Annotated in this window: 15 protein-coding genes and 3 tRNA genes; 10 read left to right on the plus strand and 8 right to left on the minus strand. The window is 55.9% G+C overall.

From position 1 onward, the window contains the following. Nucleotides 1-64: 64 nt before the first annotated feature. From ptrA to recD, 3 genes are read left to right on the plus strand one after another with little or no spacing between them, the layout of a single operon-like run. Complete coding sequence (ptrA, locus tag ACOXYR_RS03135; protein ID WP_421356498.1) at nt 65-2,950, plus strand: pitrilysin; 2,886 nt, start codon at nt 65-67, stop codon at nt 2,948-2,950. Beyond that, a complete protein-coding gene (recB, locus tag ACOXYR_RS03140) occupies nt 2,947-6,510 on the plus strand; it encodes an exodeoxyribonuclease V subunit beta (RefSeq protein ID WP_421356499.1) in 3,564 nt (1,187 codons plus the stop codon). Before ptrA ends, recB begins: the two co-directional genes overlap by 4 nt. Further along, on the plus strand, nt 6,507-8,342 hold the full coding sequence (gene recD, locus ACOXYR_RS03145) for an exodeoxyribonuclease V subunit alpha (RefSeq protein WP_421356500.1): 1,836 nt from the start codon (nt 6,507-6,509) through the stop codon (nt 8,340-8,342). Before recB ends, recD begins: the two co-directional genes overlap by 4 nt. A gap of 90 nt (nt 8,343-8,432) precedes the next feature. Here the strand turns inward: recD and argA are convergent, their stop codons facing one another. Beyond that, the gene (gene argA / locus ACOXYR_RS03150; protein ID WP_421356501.1) at nt 8,433-9,764 is read right to left on the minus strand and encodes an amino-acid N-acetyltransferase; all 1,332 of its coding nucleotides are present in this window, start codon (nt 9,762-9,764) and stop codon (nt 8,433-8,435) included. A 230-nt stretch (nt 9,765-9,994) separates the two neighbouring features. On the opposite strand from argA, the gene amiC reads away from it, so the two are divergent. Next, on the plus strand, nt 9,995-11,242 hold the full coding sequence (gene amiC / locus ACOXYR_RS03155) for an N-acetylmuramoyl-L-alanine amidase AmiC (protein WP_108477170.1): 1,248 nt from the start codon (nt 9,995-9,997) through the stop codon (nt 11,240-11,242). A gap of 90 nt (nt 11,243-11,332) precedes the next feature. Here amiC and ACOXYR_RS03160 read toward each other — a convergent pair. From ACOXYR_RS03160 to ACOXYR_RS03170, 3 genes are all read right to left on the minus strand, one after another. Then, a tRNA-Met gene (locus ACOXYR_RS03160) sits at nt 11,333-11,409 on the minus strand. A gap of 51 nt (nt 11,410-11,460) precedes the next feature. Beyond that, nucleotides 11,461-11,537, minus strand: a tRNA-Met gene (locus ACOXYR_RS03165). 44 nt (nt 11,538-11,581) lie between these two features. Then, nucleotides 11,582-11,658, minus strand: a tRNA-Met gene (locus ACOXYR_RS03170). A 209-nt stretch (nt 11,659-11,867) separates the two neighbouring features. Between ACOXYR_RS03170 and mltA the strand changes: the two genes are divergently transcribed. Continuing rightward, the gene (gene mltA / locus ACOXYR_RS03175; protein ID WP_108477169.1) at nt 11,868-12,965 is read left to right on the plus strand and encodes a murein transglycosylase A; all 1,098 of its coding nucleotides are present in this window, start codon (nt 11,868-11,870) and stop codon (nt 12,963-12,965) included. Nucleotides 12,966-13,106: 141 nt separating this feature from the next. Continuing rightward, a complete protein-coding gene (gene tcdA, locus ACOXYR_RS03180) occupies nt 13,107-13,919 on the plus strand; it encodes a tRNA cyclic N6-threonylcarbamoyladenosine(37) synthase TcdA (RefSeq protein WP_113857710.1) in 813 nt (270 codons plus the stop codon). Here the strand turns inward: tcdA and csdE are convergent. Beyond that, complete coding sequence (gene csdE / locus ACOXYR_RS03185) at nt 13,904-14,353, minus strand: cysteine desulfurase sulfur acceptor subunit CsdE (protein ID WP_189623933.1); 450 nt, start codon at nt 14,351-14,353, stop codon at nt 13,904-13,906. The genes tcdA and csdE overlap by 16 nt on opposite strands. Continuing rightward, nucleotides 14,350-15,558, minus strand: a complete 1,209-nt coding sequence (gene csdA, locus ACOXYR_RS03190) for a cysteine desulfurase CsdA (protein WP_421356361.1) — start codon at nt 15,556-15,558, stop codon at nt 14,350-14,352. Before csdA ends, csdE begins: the two co-directional genes overlap by 4 nt. A 192-nt stretch (nt 15,559-15,750) precedes the next feature. On the opposite strand from csdA, the gene ACOXYR_RS03195 reads away from it, so the two are divergent. The 4 genes from ACOXYR_RS03195 (at nt 15,751) to rlmM (ending at nt 18,754) form a co-directional block, all read left to right on the plus strand. Beyond that, nucleotides 15,751-15,978, plus strand: coding sequence for a YgdI/YgdR family lipoprotein (locus tag ACOXYR_RS03195; RefSeq protein ID WP_015963218.1), 228 nt, complete (start codon nt 15,751-15,753; stop codon nt 15,976-15,978). 350 nt (nt 15,979-16,328) lie between these two features. After that, complete coding sequence (gcvA, locus tag ACOXYR_RS03200) at nt 16,329-17,246, plus strand: glycine cleavage system transcriptional regulator GcvA (RefSeq protein WP_015963219.1); 918 nt, start codon at nt 16,329-16,331, stop codon at nt 17,244-17,246. A 19-nt stretch (nt 17,247-17,265) separates the two neighbouring features. Further along, the gene (locus ACOXYR_RS03205; protein WP_108477165.1) at nt 17,266-17,661 is read left to right on the plus strand and encodes a DUF423 domain-containing protein; all 396 of its coding nucleotides are present in this window, start codon (nt 17,266-17,268) and stop codon (nt 17,659-17,661) included. Next, nucleotides 17,654-18,754, plus strand: coding sequence for a 23S rRNA (cytidine(2498)-2'-O)-methyltransferase RlmM (gene rlmM, locus ACOXYR_RS03210; protein WP_108477164.1), 1,101 nt, complete (start codon nt 17,654-17,656; stop codon nt 18,752-18,754). The genes ACOXYR_RS03205 and rlmM overlap by 8 nt, the downstream gene beginning before the upstream one ends. A gap of 241 nt (nt 18,755-18,995) precedes the next feature. Here rlmM and xni read toward each other — a convergent pair whose 3' ends face one another. Further along, the gene (gene xni, locus ACOXYR_RS03215) at nt 18,996-19,751 is read right to left on the minus strand and encodes a flap endonuclease Xni (RefSeq protein WP_108476337.1); all 756 of its coding nucleotides are present in this window, start codon (nt 19,749-19,751) and stop codon (nt 18,996-18,998) included. 130 nt (nt 19,752-19,881) lie between these two features. Beyond that, on the minus strand, nt 19,882-21,249 hold the full coding sequence (locus ACOXYR_RS03220) for an L-serine ammonia-lyase (RefSeq protein WP_113857707.1): 1,368 nt from the start codon (nt 21,247-21,249) through the stop codon (nt 19,882-19,884). Nucleotides 21,250-21,305: the final 56 nt, after the last annotated feature.

A 21,305-nucleotide genomic window follows, 5' to 3' on the forward strand; every position in this document is an offset into this window, starting at 1 on the left:
GATGCGCATACGATACACCGGCTGACACGTTCAGCCGCCGGTTTGTTAATGATGAGGTCCGTGAATGCCCCGTAGTATCTGGTTGAGTGTTGTTGTTTTGATTACCGCCCTTTGGGCACCTATTAGTCAGGCAGACACCGGATGGCAACCCATACAGGAAACCATCCGCAAAAGTGAAAAAGATCCTCGTCATTATCAGGCTATCAAGCTCGATAACGGCATGGTGGTGCTGCTGGTTTCCGATCCTCAGGCGGTGAAATCCTTGTCGGCGCTGGTTGTGCCGGTGGGCTCATTGCAGGATCCCGATGTTCATCCTGGCCTCGCGCACTTCCTCGAACATATGACGCTGATGGGCTCGAAGATGTATCCGCAGCCTGACAGCCTCGCTGAATATCTGAAAATGCACGGTGGCAGCCACAACGCCAGTACCGCGCCTTACCGTACGGCTTTTTATCTGGAAGTTGAGAATGATGCGCTGCAGGGCGCGGTTGACCGCCTTGCGGACGCGATTGCATCACCCAAACTGGATAAAAAATACGTCGAGCACGAACGTAATGCGGTGAACGCCGAGTTGACCATGGCCCGCTCGCGCGACGGCATGCGCATGGCGCAGGTGAGTGCCGAAACCATTAACCCGGCGCACCCCGGTTCGCGCTTCTCCGGCGGTAACCTTGAAACGCTGAGCGACAAGCCCGGAAGCCCGGTGCATCAGGCGCTGCTCGCCTTCCGCGATCAATACTACTCTGCCAATCTGATGAAAGCGGTTATCTACAGCAATAAACCGTTGCCGGAGCTGGCGCAGATGGCGGCGCAAACCTATGGTCGTGTGCCTAACAAATCCATTACCGTGCCGCAAATTGATGTGCCCGTGGTGACCGACGCGCAAAAGGGCGTATTGATTCACTACGTCCCGGCGCTGCCGCGTAAAGTGCTGCGTGTGGAATTTCGCATCGACAACAACACCGCTCAGTTCCGCAGCAAAACCGACGAGCTGGTGACCTACATGATTGGCAACCGTAGCCCGGGTACGCTGTCCGACTGGCTGCAAAATCAGGGGCTGGTGGAAGGCATTCGCGCCGACTCCGACCCCGTGGTGAACGGCAACAGTGGCGTACTGGCGATTTCCGCGACCTTAACCGATAAGGGCCTCGCGCATCGCGATGAGGTTGTGGCGGCTATCTTTAGCTATCTCAATCTGTTACGGGAAAAAGGCATCGATAAGCGTTACTTCGATGAGCTGGCGCACGTGCTGGATCTCGACTTCCGTTATCCGTCAATCAGCCGCGATATGGGCTATGTCGAATGGCTGGCGGACACCATGATCCGCGTGCCGGTCCAGCATACGCTGGATGCGGTGAATATCGCCGACCAGTTTGATGAACAAGCGGTAAAAGCACGGCTGGAGATGATGACCCCGCAGAATGCGCGCGTCTGGTATATCAGCGAGAAAGAGCCGCATAACAAAACGGCCTACTTCGTGAATGCGCCTTATCAGGTCGACAAAATCAGCGCGCAGACGTTTACCGAGTGGCAGCAAAAAGCCGAAACGATCTCGCTGAAGCTGCCGGAGCTGAACCCCTATATTCCGGATGATTTCACTCTGATTAAGCCGGAAAAAAGCTATACGCACCCTGAACTTATCATTGATGAGCCAACGCTGCGTCTGGTGTATATGCCGAGCCACTACTTTGCCAGCGAACCGAAGGCCGATGTCACGCTGATTCTGCGGAATCCGAAAGCGATGGACAGCGCCCGTAATCAGGTGATGTTCGCGCTCAATGATTATCTGGCGGGGATCTCGCTCGACCAGCTCAGCAATCAGGCGGCGGTGGGTGGCATCAGCTTCTCGACCGGCGCAAATAATGGCCTGATGCTGAACGCTAACGGATATACCCAGCGTTTGCCGCAGCTGTTTGATGCGCTGTTGCAGGGCTATTTCAGCTATCAGACAACGGAAGAACAGCTGGCACAGGCGAAATCCTGGTACGCACAGATGATGGATTCCGCCGATAAAGGCAAAGCCTACGAACAGGCGATTATGCCGGTGCAGATGCTTTCTCAGGTGCCGTACTTCCAGCGTGAAGAGCGCCGGGCATTGCTGTCGTCCATTACTCTGCAAGAGGTAATGGCTTATCGCGATCGCCTGAAAACCAACGCCCGCCCGGAATTTATGGTGATTGGTAATCTGAGCAAAGAGGCCTCCAGCACGCTGGCGCACAATATCCAGGCGCAGCTTGGCGCAAAGGGTACCGAATGGTGTCGCAATAAAGACGTGCTGATTGATAAAAAACAGTCAGCCATGTTTGAAAAAGCCAGCCCCAGCACAGATTCTGCACTGGCGGCGGTATTTGCACCGATCAATGCCGATGAGGCCAGCACATCCGCGACCAGCGCTGTCCTGGCACAAATTGTCCAGCCGTGGTTCTACACACAACTGCGTACGGAAGAGCAACTGGGTTACGCGGTATTTGCCTTCTCGATGAATGTAGGCCGTCAGTGGGGTATGGGCTTCCTGCTGCAAAGCAGTGATAAACAGCCAGCATTCTTGTGGGAGCGATTTAAGGCCTTCTTCCCGATGGCGGAAGCGAAGCTGCGCGCCATGAAACCGGAAGAGTTCGCGCAAATTCAGCAGGCGGTGATTGCGCAAATGGTGCAGGCCCCGCAAACCCTGAGCGAAGAAGCGTCACAGCTCAGTAAAGATTTCGACAGGGGTAATATGGCGTTCGATTCACGTGATAAAGTAGTGGCCCAGATTAAGTTACTGACGCCGCTTAAAGTTGCCGATTTCTTCCATCAAACGGTGGTTGAGCCGGAGGGCATGACCGTACTGTCGCAGGTTTCCGGTAGTGATAACGGAAAACAGGACTACGCGCATCCTGAAGGCTGGAAAGTATGGCAAAGCATCAGTGAATTGCAGCAAACCTTACCGTTGAGACGAGAGAACGAATGACCGATACCGCCGAGTCCCTTGATCCCCTGCGCTTGCCCATGTATGGCGAGCGCCTGATTGAAGCCTCTGCGGGCACCGGAAAAACCTTCACCATCGCCGCACTCTATCTGCGTCTCTTATTAGGTCTGGGCGAAAGCGCTGCTTTCCCCCGGCCCGTCAACGTCGAAGAACTGCTGGTAGTGACCTTCACCGAAGCGGCGACAGAAGAGCTTCGCGGGCGTATCCGCAGCAACATTCACGAGCTGCGTATCGCTTGTCTGCGCTACAGCCCCAATGAACCCGAAACCACCGTTGACCCGCTGTACGCCCGGTTGCTGGATGAAATCGCTGATAAACAGCAGGCCGCGGAAGTGCTGCTGCTGGCCGAGCGGCAGATGGACGATGCGGCGGTCTTTACCATTCACGGCTTCTGTCAGCGCATGCTCAGCCTCAACGCTTTTGAGTCGGGCATGCTGTTTGAACAACAGCTCATTGAAGATGAATCTCAGCTTCGCTACCAGGCCTGTGCCGATTTCTGGCGACGTCACTGCTACCCATTGAAGCGCGAAATTGCGCAGGTGATTTTTGACACCTGGAAAGGGCCGCAGGATCTCCTGAAATCCATCGACCGCTACTTACAGGGCGAAGCGCCAACCCTCAAACGTCCGCCGGATGGCAGCGAGACGCTGGCGTCGCGGCACGAAAAAATCGTCGCCCACATTGAAGCGGTTAAACGCCAGTGGCTGGCGGCGGTGAGCGAACTGAATGATGTGCTGGAAAACTCCGGCATTGACCGGCGCAAATTTAATCGCGGCAACCAGGGCAAATGGATTGATAAAGTCAGCGCCTGGGCGAGCGAAGAAACACGCGGTTATCAGCTTCCGGATGCGCTGGAAAAATTCTCGCAGGCCTTTTTAGCCGAACGCACCAAAGCAGGCGGTGAGGTGCCGACGCACCCGCTGTTCAGCGCCATTGAGGCACTGCTTGCCGCACCGCTCAGCCTGAACGACCTGGTGATCACTCAGGCGATGGTGGAAATTCGCGAAGCGGTGGCGCAGGAGAAACGCCGCCGCGGCGAACTGGGTTTTGATGACATGCTCAGCCGCCTGGACACCGCGCTGCAAAGCGAAAGCGGCGACGCGCTGGCAGCGGCGATTCGTCAGCGTTTCCCGGTAGCAATGATTGATGAATTCCAGGATACCGACCCACAGCAATACCGCATTTTCCGCCGTATCTGGCGACAGCAACCGGACACCGCGCTGCTGCTGATTGGCGACCCGAAGCAGGCCATTTACGCGTTTCGCGGTGCGGATATTTTTACCTATATGCGCGCGCGCAGCGACGTGGCGGCGCACTATACGCTGGACACCAACTGGCGTTCTGCGCCGGGCGTGGTGGCAAGCGTCAACAAGCTTTTTTCCACGGTTGATAACCCGTTCATGTTCCGCGATATCCCTTTTTTGCCGGTAAAATCCGCCGCCAAAAACCAGTCGCTGAAATTTGAAATTAATGGCGAAACGCAACCCGCCATGAATTTCTGCCTGATGCCGGGGCAGGGCGTTGGCGCGGGCGATTATCAGGCCTTTATGGCGCGCCAGTGCGCGGCGCAAATTCGCGACTGGCTGACCGGGGGGCAACGGGGCACGGCGCTGTTGTGGCGCGGCGAAAAAGCCCGTCCGGTACAGGCATCCGACATCACGGTGCTGGTACGTAATCGCCAGGAAGCATCATTGATTCGCGATGCGCTCAATGCGCTGGCGATCCCTTCGGTTTATCTCTCCAACCGTGACAGCGTATTTGAAACACCAGAAGCGCAGGAGTTGCTTTGGGTACTGCAAGCGGCATTAAGCCCTGAACGTGAAACCACGCTGCGCTGCGCGCTGGCGACGGCGATGTTTGGCCTGAACGCGCAGGATATCGAGCACCTGAATCAGGATGAAGATGCCTGGGATGCGCTGGTGGAAGAGTTCAGCCAGTACCGCGATATCTGGCAAAAGCGTGGCGTGATGCCGATGCTGCGCGCCCTGATGAGCGCGCGAAACATCGCCGAAAACCTGCTGGCGACCCACGGCGGCGAGCGCCGTTTAACCGACATCCTGCATTTAAGCGAACTGTTACAGGAAGCGGCGACACAGCTTGAAAGTGAGCACGCGTTGGTGCGCTGGCTGAATCAACAAATCGCCGAGCCCAACACCAACGCCTCGAATCAACAGATGCGTCTGGAGAACGACAAGCACCTGGTGCAAATTGTCACAATCCACAAATCGAAAGGTCTGGAGTACCCGCTGGTCTGGCTGCCTTTTATCGCCCGTTTCCGCAAACAGGATCAGGCGTTTTACCACGACCGCGAATCCTTCTCGGCGGTGCTGGATCTCCAGCAGGGCGAGGAAAGCCTGGAACTGGCGGAAGCGGAGCGGCTGGCGGAAGATTTACGTCTGCTTTATGTGGCGCTAACCCGCGCCGTCTGGCATTGCAGCCTGGGCATGGCACCGCTGACTTCGCGTCGCAGCGACAAAGCGACAGAAACCGATATCCACCACAGTGCGCCGGGCCGCCTGCTGCAAAAAGGTGAGCAGCTTGACGCCGCCGGGCTGGAAGCCGCATTGCGCGCGCTGTGTGATGAACATATTGCGCTGACTAAAGCCTGCGAGCCTGACGACACCCGCTGGCAGGCGTTACAGCCAGAGGTGCCTGAACTGACGGCGCGCCAGGTGATGCGGCGTATGGTTGATGACTGGCGCGTGACCAGTTATTCCGGCCTGCAGCAGCGCGGTCATAGTGTGGCGCAGGATCTGCTGCCGCGTCTGGATATCGACGCTGCAGGCGTGGGGGAGGCGATGGAAGAGGAGGCGCTCACGCCGCATCACTTCCCGCGCGGCGCATCGCCAGGTACCTTCCTGCACAGCCTGTTTGAAGATCTCGATTTTACGCAGCCGGTTGAAGCCGAATGGATGCGTGAAAAATTGCTGCTTAACGGTTTTGAAGAGCACTGGGAACCGGTGCTGACGCGCTGGATTTCCCAGGTGCTGGCAACGCCGCTCACGCCGGAAGGCGTGGCGTTAAATCAGCTTGATGCACGGCAAAAACAGGTGGAGATGGAGTTCTATCTTCCTATCGAAAAACCGCTCGACCCGGTGGCGCTGGATGCCGTGGTGCGCCGCTACGACTCGCTTTCGGCGGGCTGTCCGCCCCTTGATTTCCGTCAGGTGCGCGGGATGCTGAAGGGCTTTATTGACCTGGTGTTCCGCCACAACGGGCGCTATTACCTGCTCGACTATAAATCGAACTGGCTGGGCGCAAACAGCGACGCTTATACCCAACAAGCGATGGCGCAGGCGATGCAGTCGCACCGCTACGATTTGCAGTATCAGCTCTATACGCTGGCGTTGCACCGCTATCTTCGACACCGCCTGGCCGATTACGACTATGAGCAACACTTTGGCGGCGTGATTTACCTGTTCCTGCGTGGCGTGGATGGCGAACCGGGCCAGCAGGGGATTTTCAGCACGCGTCCCCAATTCGAACTGGTTGATGCAATGGATGCCCTGTTTGCCGGGCAGACGCAGGAGATGGCATCGTGAGCCTGGAAAATTTATTGATTGAAGCCACCGAGCTGAAACTGCTGCGCCCGCTGGATGTGCAGTTTGCGCTGACTATCGCCCGTAATGAGCATCCCGCCGTCATGCTGGCGGCGGCGATTCTGAGTCGCGACGCTGGAGAGGGGCACGTTTGCCTGCCGCTCAGCCATTTGCAGCAAGCGCCAACGCTGAATGGACGAGCAAAAGTATTGTGGACGCAACTGCTGGATGCGGTCGAAATACCCGAAGACTGGGCGGCCATGCTGCTGGCCTCTCAGGCGGTAAGCCAGGGCGAGCGCCCGACGCCGTTGATTCTTTGCGGTGATCGTCTCTATTTGAACCGCATGTGGGGCAATGAACGTAACGTCGCACGTTTCTTCCGCGATGCGCAGCTTGCGGAGAATATTGACGAATCGCTGATTGCCGAAGCGCTCTCCGATCTTTTCCCGCCATCTGACCGCGTTGACTGGCAAAAAGTCGCCGCTGCTGTGGCGCTCACCCGACGTATTTCGGTGATTTCTGGCGGGCCAGGCACCGGAAAAACCACGACAGTGGCAAAACTGCTGGCGGCGCTGGTGCGCATTGCAGGCGAGAATAAATGCCGTATTCGCCTGGCCGCACCGACCGGGAAAGCCGCGGCCCGACTGACAGAATCGCTGGGCGCTGCGCTGCGCAAATTGCCGCTGAGCGAAAGTCAGAAAGCGATGCTGCCAACCGATGCCAGCACGCTGCATCGTCTGTTAGGCGCGCAGCCAGGCAGCCAGCGTATGCGCTATCACGCCGGAAACCCACTGCATCTGGATGTGCTGGTGGTGGACGAAGCCTCAATGATTGACCTGCCAATGATGGCGCGCCTGGTTGACGCGCTGCCACGTCACGGACGGGTGATTTTCCTTGGCGACCGTGACCAGTTGGCCTCCGTGGAAGCCGGTGCGGTGCTGGGCGATATCTGCGCGTGGGTTAACAGCGGCTATACGCCAGCGCGCGCGCTACAGCTCAGCCGTCTAACGGGTACACCTGTGCCAGAAGGTGAGGGAGAGGCGGCGGGCGCATTGCGTGACAGTCTCTGTCTGCTCCGTACCAGCTACCGTTTCGGCAGTGATTCCGGAATCGGGCAACTGGCGCGCGCGGTGAATCAGGGCGATCGCGCGGGCGTACGTGATGTGTTTGCGCACGGCTTTTCTGATATTGAACTGAAATCCCTGCGCACCAGCGATGAGTATGAAGCGATGCTCGACGATGCGCGGGCGGGCTATGGACGCTATCTGCAATGTCTGCGTCAGCAGGCTGAGCCGGCTGAAATTTTGCAGGCCTTTGGTGAATATCAGCTTCTGTGCGCTTTGCGCGAAGGGCCGTGGGGTGTCAGCGGGTTGAATCAACAGCTGGAGTTATCGCTGGCCCGTCATCGTATGATTGTGCCGCAGCGGCATTCTCGCTGGTATGAAGGGCGTCCGGTAATGATTGCCCGAAACGACAGTGCGCTGGGGCTGTTTAACGGTGACATTGGCGTGGCGCTCGATCGCGGACAGGGGCTGCGCGTCTGGTTCCCGATGCCGGATGGAACCATTAAATCGGTGCAGCCGAGCCGTTTGCCCGAGCACGATACGGCATGGGCGATGACGGTGCATAAATCCCAGGGCTCTGAATTTGACCATGCCGCGCTGGTCTTGCCAACGCAGCCCGTGCCGATTGTGACGCGGGAACTGGTGTATACGGCGATTACGCGTGCGAAATCACGCTTGTCGATGTATGCCGATGCGGCGTTGTTAGGGCAGGCGATTGTCGCCAGAACCGAGCGTCGCAGCGGGCTGGCCGCGATTTTCGCCGAGGATTAACGGGGTTGTCGGATGCGGCCTCGCCTTATCCGACCTGCGTTATGATGTTTTGTAGGCCGGATGAGCAATAGCGCCATCCGGCGTAAAACGTCACCCCAAATCCGCCATCAGCACTTTTGAGCGCCGCTGATAGTTATACATCTGCTTTTTGCTTTCCGGCAGCAACTCCACGTCCACCGGCTGGAATCCGCGCTCCTGGAACCAGTGAATGCTGCGGGTGGTCAGCACAAACAGTTTGCTCAGCCCCATCTGTTTAGCCTGCGTAGAGATGCGCTGCAACAGCACTTCCCCGCGTGATGAGCTTTGATAATCCGGATGCACCGCCACACAGGCCATCTCGCCAATTTTCTCTTCCGGGAACGGATAGAGCGCCGCACAGGCGATGGTGGTGTTATCGCGCTGAATAATGGTGAATTTGTCGATCTCCATCTCCAGTTGTTCGCGGGAGCGGCGTACCAGAATACCCTGCTGCTCCAGCGGATGAATGAGATCGAGTATGCCGCCGATGTCGTTGATGGTGGCGCGGCGGATCTGCTCGGAGCTCTCCATCACAATCTGGGTTCCAATACCGTCGCGGGAGAAAAGCTCCTGCAACAGCGCGCCATCTTCCTGATAGCTGATTAAGTGACTGCGGCGCACACCGCTACGGCACGCCTTGACCGCACCGCGCAGGAAACGCACGGTGCCAGATAAGTAATCGCCTTCTTGCTCAAGCTCCTCAACGCGGGCCTGCGCTTCGTTGGGGAACAGCTCTGGTACGATGTTGCCCTCACGATCGTAAACGCCCTGAGAAGAGCAGAAGCCTATCATCTTTTCCGCTTTCAATTTGATAGCCAACTGCGTGGCAATCTCCTCGGAGGTGAGATTGAAGCTTTCGCCGGTGACAGAAACGGCAACCGGGCCCATGAGTACGATTGCGCCGCTGTCGAGCTGACGATGAATCGCTTCTTCATCGATACGACGAATGCGTCCGCTATGGCAGTAATCAACGCCATCATCAACGCCCAGCGGCTGGGCAATGATAAAGTTACCGCTCACCACGTTGATATGCGCCCCCTGCAATGGCGTATTGTTGAGGCTCATGGATAAACGCGCGGTGATATCAAGTTGTAACAATCCGGCTGCCTGTTTAACCAGTTCGAGGCTTTTGGCGTCGGTCACGCGAATTTGCTTGTGGTAGATCGGCTCATGATGATGCGCTTCAAGATTGGCATCGATTTGCGGACGCGCGCCATAGACCAGCACCAGGCGAATTCCCAGGCTATGCAATAAGCCAATGTCATTGACAATACTGGAGAAATTGTCATGTTCGATGGCTTCTCCGCCCAGCATGATGACAAACGTTTTTCCCCGATGGGCATTGATATAGGGAACTGAATGACGAAACCCTTCGACCAGTTCGGTTTTACGTTCCTTCACCACGGCATGACCTCTCAGTGCATTTTTATTCGCAATAAATGTATTTTTATTCTGTTTTGGCCGTGAGTGCAAGCGCGAATTTTCCGCGAATGGGCAAAATGGATTCTGAAAAAGGGCTTAGCAAAAGAATGTTTACCCTTTTATAGATGACAGTTTATGCGCCTTTGGTTAAAGTTTTTGGTCAAACTTATTATGCGTAATACCAAAGTAAACATTTTTGGCTTGGGAGAAGCATGTCGGGAAGTCAGTCATTTAGCCGCCGCCGCCTGTTAAAAGGGGCGGGCGCCATGTGGTTATTAAGCGTCAGTCAGGTAGGTATGGCTGCCACAAGCCAGGTGGTGGCCGTACGCGTCTGGCCTGCGTCCAGCTATACGCGTGTGACGGTTGAGTCGAATCGGGAACTGAAATACCGACAGTTTGCGCTAAGCAACCCGGAACGTCTGGTAGTCGACCTTGAAGGCGTGAACCTGAACTCGGTGTTGAAAGGCATGACCGCGCAAATCCGTGCTGACGATCCCTTTATTAAATCCGCGCGCGTTGGGCAGTTCGATCCGCAAACCGTGCGAATGGTGTTTGAGCTTAAGCAGAACGTCACGCCACAGCTGTTTGCGCTGGCGCCGGTTGCCGGGTTTAAAGAGCGTCTGGTGATGGATCTGTACCCGGCGAATGCGCAGGATGTGCAGGATCCGCTGCTGGCGCTGCTGGAAGATTACAACCGCGGTGACCTCGATAAACAGGTTCCACCCGCGCAGAGTGGGCCGCAGCCTGGTAAGGCCGGGCGCGATCGCCCGATTGTGATCATGCTCGATCCGGGGCATGGCGGGGAAGACTCCGGCGCGGTGGGTAAATATAAAACGCGTGAAAAGGATGTGGTGCTGCAAATTGCCCGACGCCTGCGGTCGCTTATTGAGAAAGAAGGCAACATGAAGGTCTACATGACGCGAAATGAAGATATCTTTATTCCGCTGAAGGTGCGCGTGGCGAAAGCCCAGAAGCAGCGCGCGGATCTTTTTGTCTCTATTCACGCCGATGCTTTCACCAGCCGTCAGCCGAGCGGTTCCTCCGTCTTTGCGCTCTCAACCAAAGGCGCAACCAGTACCGCCGCGAAATTCCTCGCGCAGACTCAGAACGCCGCCGACTTAATCGGTGGGGTAAGTAAAAGCGGCGATCGCTACGTCGACCACACCATGTTCGATATGGTGCAGTCGCTGACCATCGCCGATAGCCTTAAATTCGGTAAGGCAGTGCTTCAGCATATGGGCAAAGTGAATAAGCTGCATAAGAACCAGGTTGAGCAAGCGGGCTTTGCGGTTCTGAAAGCACCGGATATTCCGTCGATCCTCGTCGAAACGGCGTTTATCAGTAACGTTGAAGAGGAGCGAAAGCTCAAGACGGCAACTTTCCAGCAGGCTGTTGCCGAGTCTATTCTGGCGGGAATAAAAGCCTATTTTGCCGATGGCGCGACGCTGGCGAGGCGATAAGACACAGGCAAAGAGCGCTACGGCGCTCTTTTTTATGGCTGGGGCAAATAACAGGCAAAAAAAAACACCCAAATGGGTGCTTGATTTTGTTGGTTGCGGGGGCCGGATTTGAACCGACGACCTTCGGGTTATGAGCCCGACGAGCTACCAGGCTGCTCCACCCCGCGTCCGTCTGTTACTCTTCCATCGAGTAACCTTTTCTCTTATGTACAATGTGTTGGTTGCGGGGGCCAGATTTGAACTGACGACCTTCGGGTTATGAGCCCGACGAGCTACCAGGCTGCTCCACCCCGCGTCCGTCTGTTACTCTCTTTCAAGTAACTCTTTTCACATTGTAATTGGTTGCGGGGGCCAGATTTGAACTGACGACCTTCGGGTTATGAGCCCGACGAGCTACCAGGCTGCTCCACCCCGCGTCCGTGGATGCGCACTATACTCTGCTCGCTTTCTGATGCAACTATTTTTTGATTTAAATGGTTATTTTTTCCGAAAACGCGTTAAAAAGCGCCAGCTCGGTTTGTTTTTTGTACGAAATTTCGCTCAGGGGACGTTATCACGTTTCAATAGGCCTGGCGGTTTGTTATCTTCTTCGGGCATTCACGATTTACGCAGAAGACGAGATACCATGAAAGGACGTTGGGCAAAGTATGTGGTAACGGGCGCAATGCTGGCGATGCTGGCTGCTTGTTCTTCCAAACCGACCGATCGCGGTCAACAGTATAAAGACGGGAAATTTACCCAGCCTTTCTCACTGGTCAATCAACCTGAGGCCGTCGGCGCGCCAATCAACGCCGGTGACTTTGCAGAGCAGGTTAATCAAATTCGCAGCGCGTCGCCGCGCCTGTATGGCAACCAGAGCAATGTGTATAACGCCGTGCAACAGTGGCTGCGTGCCGGGGGCGATACGCGCAACATGCGCCAGTTCGGCCTCGACGCCTGGCAGATGGAAGGTGCCGATAATTACGGTAACGTCCAGTTTACCGGCTACTACACGCCGGTAATTCAGGCGCGCCATACCCGTCAGGGTGAGTTCCAGTATCCGATTTACCGCATGCCGCCGAAGCGCGGAAAACTGCCATCACGCGCCAGTATTTATGCTGGTGGCCTGAGCGACAGCTACATCCTGGCCTACAGCAACTCGCTAATGGATAACTTCATTATGGATGTGCAGGGTAGTGGCTATATCGACTTTGGCGACGGTTCGCCGCTTAACTTCTTTAGCTATGCCGGTAAAAATGGCTGGCCTTATCGCAGTATTGGCAAAGTGTTGATCGACCGTGGGGAAGTGAAACGTGAAGATATGTCGATGCAGGCGATTCGTGAGTGGGGCGAAAAACACAGTGAAGCGGAAGTCCGCGAACTGCTGGAGCAGAATCCGTCGTTCGTCTTCTTTAAACCTCAATCGTTTGCGCCAGTAAAAGGGGCAAGCGCGGTGCCGCTGATTGGTCGTGCGTCTGTGGCATCGGACCGTAGCATTATTCCGGCAGGCACCACGCTGCTGGCGGAAGTGCCGCTGCTGGACAATAACGGCAAGTTTAACGGTCAGTATGAGCTGCGTCTGATGGTCGCGCTGGATGTGGGTGGGGCGATTAAAGGCCAACACTTTGATATCTATCAGGGGATCGGCCCGGATGCCGGACACCGCGCAGGCTGGTATAATCACTATGGTCGCGTGTGGGTGCTGAAAACTGCGCCGGGCGCGGGGAATGTGTTTAGCGGCTGATGCAGACACCCTCACCCTAACCCTCTCCCTGAGGGAGAGGGAACCGATTGTGCTCGCTTTTCTCCCTCTCCCTCAGGGAGAGGGCCGGGGTGAGGGGAAGCCTTCACTCCCACTCTTAATGTATTTCAACTCCGAGGTTCTATGTCAGTTGTCATCAGTGACGCCTGGCGCCAGCGTTTTGGCGGCACGGCGCGGTTGTACGGTGAAAACGCGTTACAGCTCTTTGCGGGCGCGCACGTTTGCGTGGTAGGTATCGGCGGTGTCGGCTGCTGGGCGGCGGAAGCGTTGGCGCGTACGGGTATTGGTGCTATCACGCTTATCGACATGGACGACGTCTGTGTGACCAATACCAACCGTCAGCTGCATGCGCTGACTGGCAATGTCGGGCAGGCCAAGGCGGAAGTGATGGCCGAGCGTATCCGCCAAATCAACCCGGAATGCCGCGTCACAGTGATAGATGATTTCGTTACTACGGAAAATGTCGCACAGTACATGAGCGCAGGCTATGACTATGTGATTGATGCCATCGACAGCGTGCGCCCTAAAGCGGCGCTGATTGCTTACTGTCGCCGTTATAAAGTGCCACTGGTGACCACCGGCGGGGCGGGCGGGCAAATCGACCCGACGCAGATTCAGGTCACCGATTTGGCGAAAACGATTCAGGATCCGCTGGCGGCTAAACTGCGTGAGCGGCTGAAGAGTGAGTTCAACGTGGTGAAAAACAGTAAAGGCAAGCTGGGTGTAGACTGCGTGTTTTCAACTGAAGCGCTGGTTTACCCGCAATCGGATGGTTCAGTGTGTGCGATGAAAAGCACGGCGGAAGGGCCTAAACGGATGGATTGCGCCTCCGGCTTTGGCGCGGCGACGATGGTTACCGCAACCTTCGGTTTTGTTGCGGTGTCCCATGCGTTGAAAAAAATGATGGCAAAAGCGGAGCGTCAGGCCAGCGCCTGACGTGCAGCGTCGGTTACCGCTTCACTCAGGGCCGCCAGGCCCTGCGAGCGTGAAGCACTAAGTTGACCACGTAGCCCCAACTCATCAAACAGCGCCAGTGGGTCGGCTGAAGCCAGATCGCTGGCGCTTCTTCCTTCTACCGCTGTCAGCAACACAGCCAGCAGGCCGCGCACAATTCTGCCTTCACTGTCACCAAAGAAATGCATCGCGCCATCAGACGTAACCTGGTAGCCCAGCCAGACGCGATTTTCACAGCCGGGAATTTCCCGAGCCTGCGCTTTGAGATCGTCGCTGAGCGCCGGAAGCTGCTTGCCCAGCAAAATTACCTGTCGGTATTTCTCTTCCCACTGCTGCAGGGGCGCAAAAAGCTGGCGCAGCGAGTCGGGTGTCACGGTTGTGCCGAACGGGTGCCCGGCGAGGAGAGAAGCTGTCATTCGTCCACCAGTAATTCGAGCGCCCGATCAACGGCGTTGACCAGCGCGTAAACGTCATCTTGCGTATTATAGGGGGCAAAGGAAGCGCGCAGCGTGCCGCTCACGCCGAGAGCCGCCAGCAGCGGTTGTGCGCAGTGCTGCCCGGCGCGCAGGGCGATACCGTACTCTGCCAAAAGCGTAACCATATCGCTATGGTGAACGCCTTTAAAATCGAACGCCAGCAGGCTGGAATCCTGACAGCGGAAGGAACGGAACCCCGGTCGTTTCGCCAGTTCATCTTCCGCAAGCGTTGCCAGCCCTCGGCTCCAGTTTTCTGCCTGCACGATATCTGTCTCCGCAAGCCACTCCAGCGCGGCGCTCAGGCCAATAACGCCCGCTACGTTTGGCGTGCCTGCTTCCAGACGATAAGGTACCGGTTGCGTGGTAAAACCGTCGAAAGTGACTTCACTGATCATCTTGCCACCGCCAAGCCACGGCGACATCTCATCGAGAAGATCGCTTTTGCCGTACAGCACGCCGATACCCGTCGGGCCATACAGTTTATGCCCGGAAAAAGCGTAGAAATCGATATCCAGCTGTTGCACATCCGCAGGGCAATGCACCGCGCCCTGCGCGCCGTCGACCATCACCACCATATTTGTCTGATGAGCAAGGGTAATGGCGCGAGCGAGATCCGGGCAGCCGCCGGTCACGTTTGACATTTGCCCCAGCGCCAGAATTTTACTGCGCGATGTGATAAGCGAAGGCAGAAGATCGAGATTGGGCAGACGATCGCGTCCCAGCGGAAGCTTAACGATTTTCGCCCCGGTTTGTTGCGCAACCATCAGCCACGGCACCAGATTGGCGTGGTGCTCTGCTTCGCTAACAATAATCTCGTCACCCGTCTGCAAACGAGGCCGCGCGTAGCACTGCGCCACCATGTTGATGGCTTCTGTCGTACCGCGTGTCCAAACGATATTTTTGCCGGAAGGTGCGTTCAGCCACGCGGCAACCTGATCGCGTGCGGCTTCATAACGTGCGGTGAGCTTTTGCGCCTGCGCGAACTGGCTACGGTGGACGTTGCCTGCGCTGAGCGAATAGAAGTGTTGCGTGGCATCAATGACGGCCTGCGGTTTCAGGGCCGTGGCGGCGCTATCGAGATAGACGCCTGCATCGGCTAACGCAGGGAACTGGGCGCGAAACTGCGCGGGGTTAAAAGCGTTCATGATATTCCTCGGTTCAGTAGTGCGATCGTGGCGCAAAACTGGCCTTATGACAAGGCTTGTGCTAACCATCAGAATAATCTGGATATACTGGCGAAATCTGACCAGTGACATATGCTAAATAACGTTAGGCAAATGTTTTTGCCTGTTACGGAATATGAACTATCTGGCATAAATCGCTTAAAGGAGTAGAAGATGAAAAAGACTGCCGCAATTATTTCAGCTTGTGTAATGACCTTTGCCCTGGGCGCCTGTTCTTCCCCGAACTACGTCATGCACACGAATGATGGCCGTAGTATCGTCTCTGATGGTAAGCCGAAAACGGATGACGAAACCGGGATGATTTCTTACAAAGATGCCAACGGTAACAAGCAACAGATTAACCGTACCGACGTGAAAGAGATGGTTGCTCTGGAAGACTAAATCAGGCTGACAGGCAAAAAAAAGCACCGCAATTGGGCGGTGCTACATTAATCACTATGGACAGACAGGGTAAATGTACAGGAAGTGAAAAAGGGTAGCGTTGCTACCGTGGTCTGAATCGCAGACCAATTGCAAACACAACAACACAACATCACAACCGTAAGCCAAAAGCCCATCAGAACACGCATTCCGAAAAAAGCTTTTCGTTCCGGCTCAGGAAGTGCCGCCACTATAGGTATTTGCTGGTAGAAGCTCAACGGACAATTTATAATGGCTCAGATAAAAAAAACTAATAGGTTAAACGTTGTTTCCTATTTGTTAAATCCTATTAACATTTGGGTTCTGGGACCATGTCGAAGCGATTGCCACCACTGAATGCATTACGTGTATTTGATGCAGCAGCCCGCCATTTGAGTTTTACTCGCGCCGCCGATGAGCTTTTTGTGACGCAGGCCGCAGTAAGCCACCAAATCAAGTCACTTGAGGATTTTTTAGGACTGAAGCTGTTCCGTCGCCGCAATCGTTCACTGTTGCTCACGGAAGAGGGGCAGAGCTATTTCCTCGACATCAAAGAGATCTTTTCGCAATTAACCGAGGCAACGCGTAAACTACAGGCACGAAGTGCAAAAGGGGCGTTGACGGTCAGTTTATTGCCCAGTTTTGCGATTCAGTGGCTGGTGCCTCGTCTTACAAGCTTTAACTCAGCTTATCCGGGAATTGACGTCAGAATCCAGGCTGTCGACCGTCAGGAAGACAAGCTGGCTGACGATGTGGACGTGGCGATTTTTTATGGTCGCGGAAACTGGCCGGGTCTGCGTGTCGAAAAATTGTACGCAGAATATCTGCTTCCGGTGTGCTCGCCGCTGCTGCTGACGGGCGATAAAGCGCTCAAAACGCCGGCAGATCTCGCGAAGCATACCTTATTGCATGATGCTTCACGTCGTGACTGGCAAACCTATACCCGCCAGTTGGGGCTTAACCACATCAACGTGCAGCAAGGGCCGATCTTCAGCCATAGCGCAATGGTGCTACAGGCTGCCATTCATGGACAAGGCGTCGCGCTGGCGAATAACGTCATGGCGCAGTCGGAAATAGAAGCAGGTCGCCTGGTCTGCCCGTTTAATGATGTCCTGGTCAGTAAAAACGCTTTTTATCTGGTTTGTCATGACAGTCAGGCTGAACTGGGTAAAATAGCTGCCTTCCGGCAATGGATACTGGCGAAAGCGGCCAATGAACAAGAAACATTCCGCTTCCGTTACGAACAATAAATGAATTTAGGGTAATCGCATGACCAGCCGTTTTATGCTGATTTTCGCCGCCATTAGCGGTTTTATCTTTGTTGCACTGGGCGCTTTTGGCGCGCACGTGTTAAGCAAATCTCTGGGTGTTGTTGAGATGGGCTGGATCCAAACCGGGCTCGAGTACCAGGCGTTCCATACGCTGGCGATCCTCGGCTTATCCGTTGCGATGCAGCGTCGCATCAGCATCTGGTTCTACTGGAGTAGCGTCTTCCTGGCATTGGGTACCGTGTTATTCAGCGGCAGCCTTTACTGTCTGGCGCTCTCTCATTTACGCCTGTGGGCGTTTGTTACTCCGGTGGGGGGCGTTAGCTTCCTCGCGGGTTGGGCGCTGATGCTGGTCGGCGCTATTCGTCTTAAACGTAAGGGTGTTGTTCATGAATAAGGTTGTGCTCTATTGCCGCCCTGGGTTTGAGAAAGAGTGTGCTGCGGAAATTACGGATAAAGCCGCACGCCGTGAAGTCTTTGGTTTTGCGCGAGTAAAAGAGAACTCGGGCTATGTGATTTTTGAGTGTTATCAGGAAGGCGAGGCCGATAAGCTGGCCCGTGAGCTGCCGTTCAGATCGCTGATTTTCGCCCGTCAGATGTTTGTTGTCGGTGAATTACTCAAAGATTTGCCGCCGGAAGATCGCATTACACCGGTTGTCGGCATGTTGCAGGGTGTGGTCGAGAAAGGCGGCGATTTGCGCGTTGAAGTGGCGGACACCAATGAAAGCAAAGAGCTGATGAAGTTCTGTCGCAAATTCACCGTGCCGCTGCGTTCGGCACTACGTGAAGCGGGTGTATTAGCGAAATACGAGACGCCAAAGCGCCCGGTCGTGCATGTGTTCTTTATCGCACCGGGGTGCTGCTACACCGGTTATTCCTACAGCACCAATAATTCCCCGTTCTATATGGGCATTCCGCGCCTTAAATTCCCATCCGATGCGCCAAGCCGTTCAACCCTGAAGCTGGAAGAGGCGTTCCATGTCTTTATTCCTGCCGATGAGTGGGATGAGCGCCTGGCGAACGGAATGTATGCGGTTGACCTCGGGGCTTGCCCTGGCGGTTGGACCTATCAGTTGGTAAAACGCAACATGTGGGTTTCCTCGGTCGATAATGGCCCGATGGCGCAAAGCCTGATGGATACCGGGCAGGTGACCTGGCTGCGCGAAGATGGTTTCCGCTATCGCCCGAGTCGTAACAACATCTCGTGGATGGTGTGCGATATGGTCGAGAAACCGGCGAAAGTCGCCGCGCTGATGGCGCAGTGGCTGGTAAATGGCTGGTGTCGCGAAACGATCTTCAACCTCAAGCTGCCAATGAAAAAGCGCTATGAAGAAGTGTCGTCAAACCTGGCGCACATTGAGCAGGCGCTGCAAGAACACGGCATTAATGCTGAGATTCAGGCGCGTCAGTTGTATCACGACCGCGAAGAAGTGACGGTACACGTGCGTCGCTGGTGGGCGGCGGTCGGTGGACGTCGCGACGAGCGGTGAGGCCTGACCCCTCACCCTAACCCTCTCCCACAGGGAGAGGGGACTGATTGTGCGTACCTTACAGAACTGAGCTGTCCCTAACCCTCTCCCGCAGGGAGAGGGGACTGATTGTGCGTATCTCACAGAATTGAGCTGTCCCTAACCTTCTCCCGCAGGGAGAGGAGACCGATTGTGCGTACCTCACAGAACTGAGCTGTCTTTCTCCCTCTCCCTGAGGGAGAGGGCGGGGTGAGGGGGCGTCCTACCGCACCAGCCGCAACTGCTGCAAATTCCCATCAAGCTGTAAATTAGTCTCCAGCCGTGCGACGTCACGGCAGATAAACGCCATCTCTTTATGTTCTTCAAGCTTTTTACGCCACTTCTCCGGTACGTTATCCAGTTGCGTGTAAATCCCTTCCAGCGATTCAAACTCATTGAGCAACTGGGTGGCGCTCTTGGGCCCGATTCCCGCGACACCCGGCACTTTTGAACTGCTGATCCCCGCCAGCCCCCAATAATCTGGCAATTGTTGCGGCGTGACGCCAAATTCGCTGGCGATAAACGGCGCATCCAGCCAGCGTTTCTGGAAGTAATCACGAATGCGAATGGTGGGCGAGAGTAACTGACAGTAGCCTTTGTCCGTGGACACAATCGTTGCCTGATGCCCGGCCTGCGCGACTTTTACCGCAAGCGTTGCCGCAAGATCGTCGGCTTCGCTGCCCGGCAGGGCCCAGCATCTGAAGCCGCGCTGTTCGAACGCCGCACGTAATGCCGGCATCTCTTCTATCAGCGTATCCGGCATCGGGGCGCGGCCCGCTTTATAGTCGGGCAGACGCTGATGTCGCCAACCCTGGCCCCGCTCTTCATCATCAAATACGGCGACGACGTGCGTGGGCTGGCTGTGAGCAATGAGTTGCTCCAGCGCCCGCAGGCACGTTTCACCGCAGGGGGAACCCTGCACGGCATGAATGCGGCGAATCAAATTAAGCGCGTCGACGATAAGCAGATGAACGGACACCGGGACCTCCTTGTAACAATTGAGGCTAGGGTAACATTTGCATCAGGGGGAGGCTACGCGGGATAAAAAATCAGGAAGGAGGCTCGCAAAAAACTGCCCGGCGCAGCGTGCCACCGGGCAGTTGGGGGGATTAATCGCAGGCAACCACTTTCATTGCCAGGCCGCCGCGAGAGGTTTCGCGATACTTGGCGTTCATGTCTTTGCCTGTTTCATACATCGTCTCGATAACCTTATCGAGGCATACGCGCGGCTGGCTGGTTCGACGCAGCGCCATACGGGCTGCGTTGACCGCTTTCACAGAGGCGATCGCGTTACGCTCGATGCACGGCACCTGAACCTGACCCGCAACCGGGTCGCAGGTTAAACCGAGGTTGTGCTCCATGCCGATTTCCGCGGCGATGCACACCTGCGCCGGGCTGCCGCCCAATAGTTCTGCCAGACCAGCGGCGGCCATAGAACAGGCCACGCCCACTTCGCCCTGACAGCCCACTTCCGCGCCGGAAATTGAGGCATTCATTTTGTAAAGCGAGCCGATGGCGCTGGCTACCAGCAGATAGCGCGCCAGCGAGTTGGCGTTCACTTCACGGATAAATTTGTCGTAGTACGCCAGCACTGCCGGAACAATCCCGCAGGCGCCGTTCGTTGGCGCGGTGACCACGCGTCCGCCAGCGGCGTTTTCTTCATTGACCGCCAGCGCGAACATGTTGATCCAGTCAACGACCGCCATCGGGTCACTGCTGATTTTATCCTGGCTAACCAGCATGCGGCGCAGCGCGGAGGCACGGCGCGGTACGCGCAGTTTACCCGGCAGGACGCCTTCGGTGGTGGTGCCATGTTCTATGCCGCCTTTCATCACCGCCCAGACGTCAGCAAAATGCTTTTCCAGCTCTTCTTTGCTGTGCAACGCCAGTTCGTTTTGCATCATCAGGCCTGAGAGGGAGAGCCCCGTTTCCTGGCAATGACGCTGTAAATCTGCCGCGCTGCTATACGGATAAGGTACGGCGACAGGCGCTTCAGCCTGCAGGCCGAAGTGCTCTTCATCGACGATAAAGCCACCGCCGATGGAATAATAGGTTTTGCTGTAAACCGCTTTCTCGCCCACCAGTGCGGTGATGCGCATGCCGTTTTCATGCAAAGAGAGGTTGTCGGCATGGAAATTCATGCATTTATCAACCGGGAACTCTACTTCATGCTGGCCATTTGCCAGCAGTAAACGACCGTGGGTATTCACGTCCTGAATAAAACCAGGAATGCTGTCGATATCGACGGTGTCCGGCAGGTTACCCGCCAGGCCCATGATGATGGCGATATCGGTATGGTGGCCCTTCCCGGTGAGGGAGAGTGAGCCGTAAACATCGACGACGACGCGGGTGATGTCGGTCAGGATCCCACGCGCAATCAAGTCGTCCGTGAATTGTTTGCCTGCTTTCATTGGCCCGACAGTATGAGAGCTGGAGGGACCAATGCCGATTTTGAAAATATCGAATACGCTGATCATGATGCGTCCATTGCTGTAGGAGAAGAAGAGACGCGCCGCCCGAAGGCGGCGCGGGG

This window comes from Pseudocitrobacter faecalis (genome assembly GCF_965231525.1).
Classification (GTDB): Bacteria; Pseudomonadota; Gammaproteobacteria; order Enterobacterales; family Enterobacteriaceae; genus Pseudocitrobacter; species Pseudocitrobacter faecalis.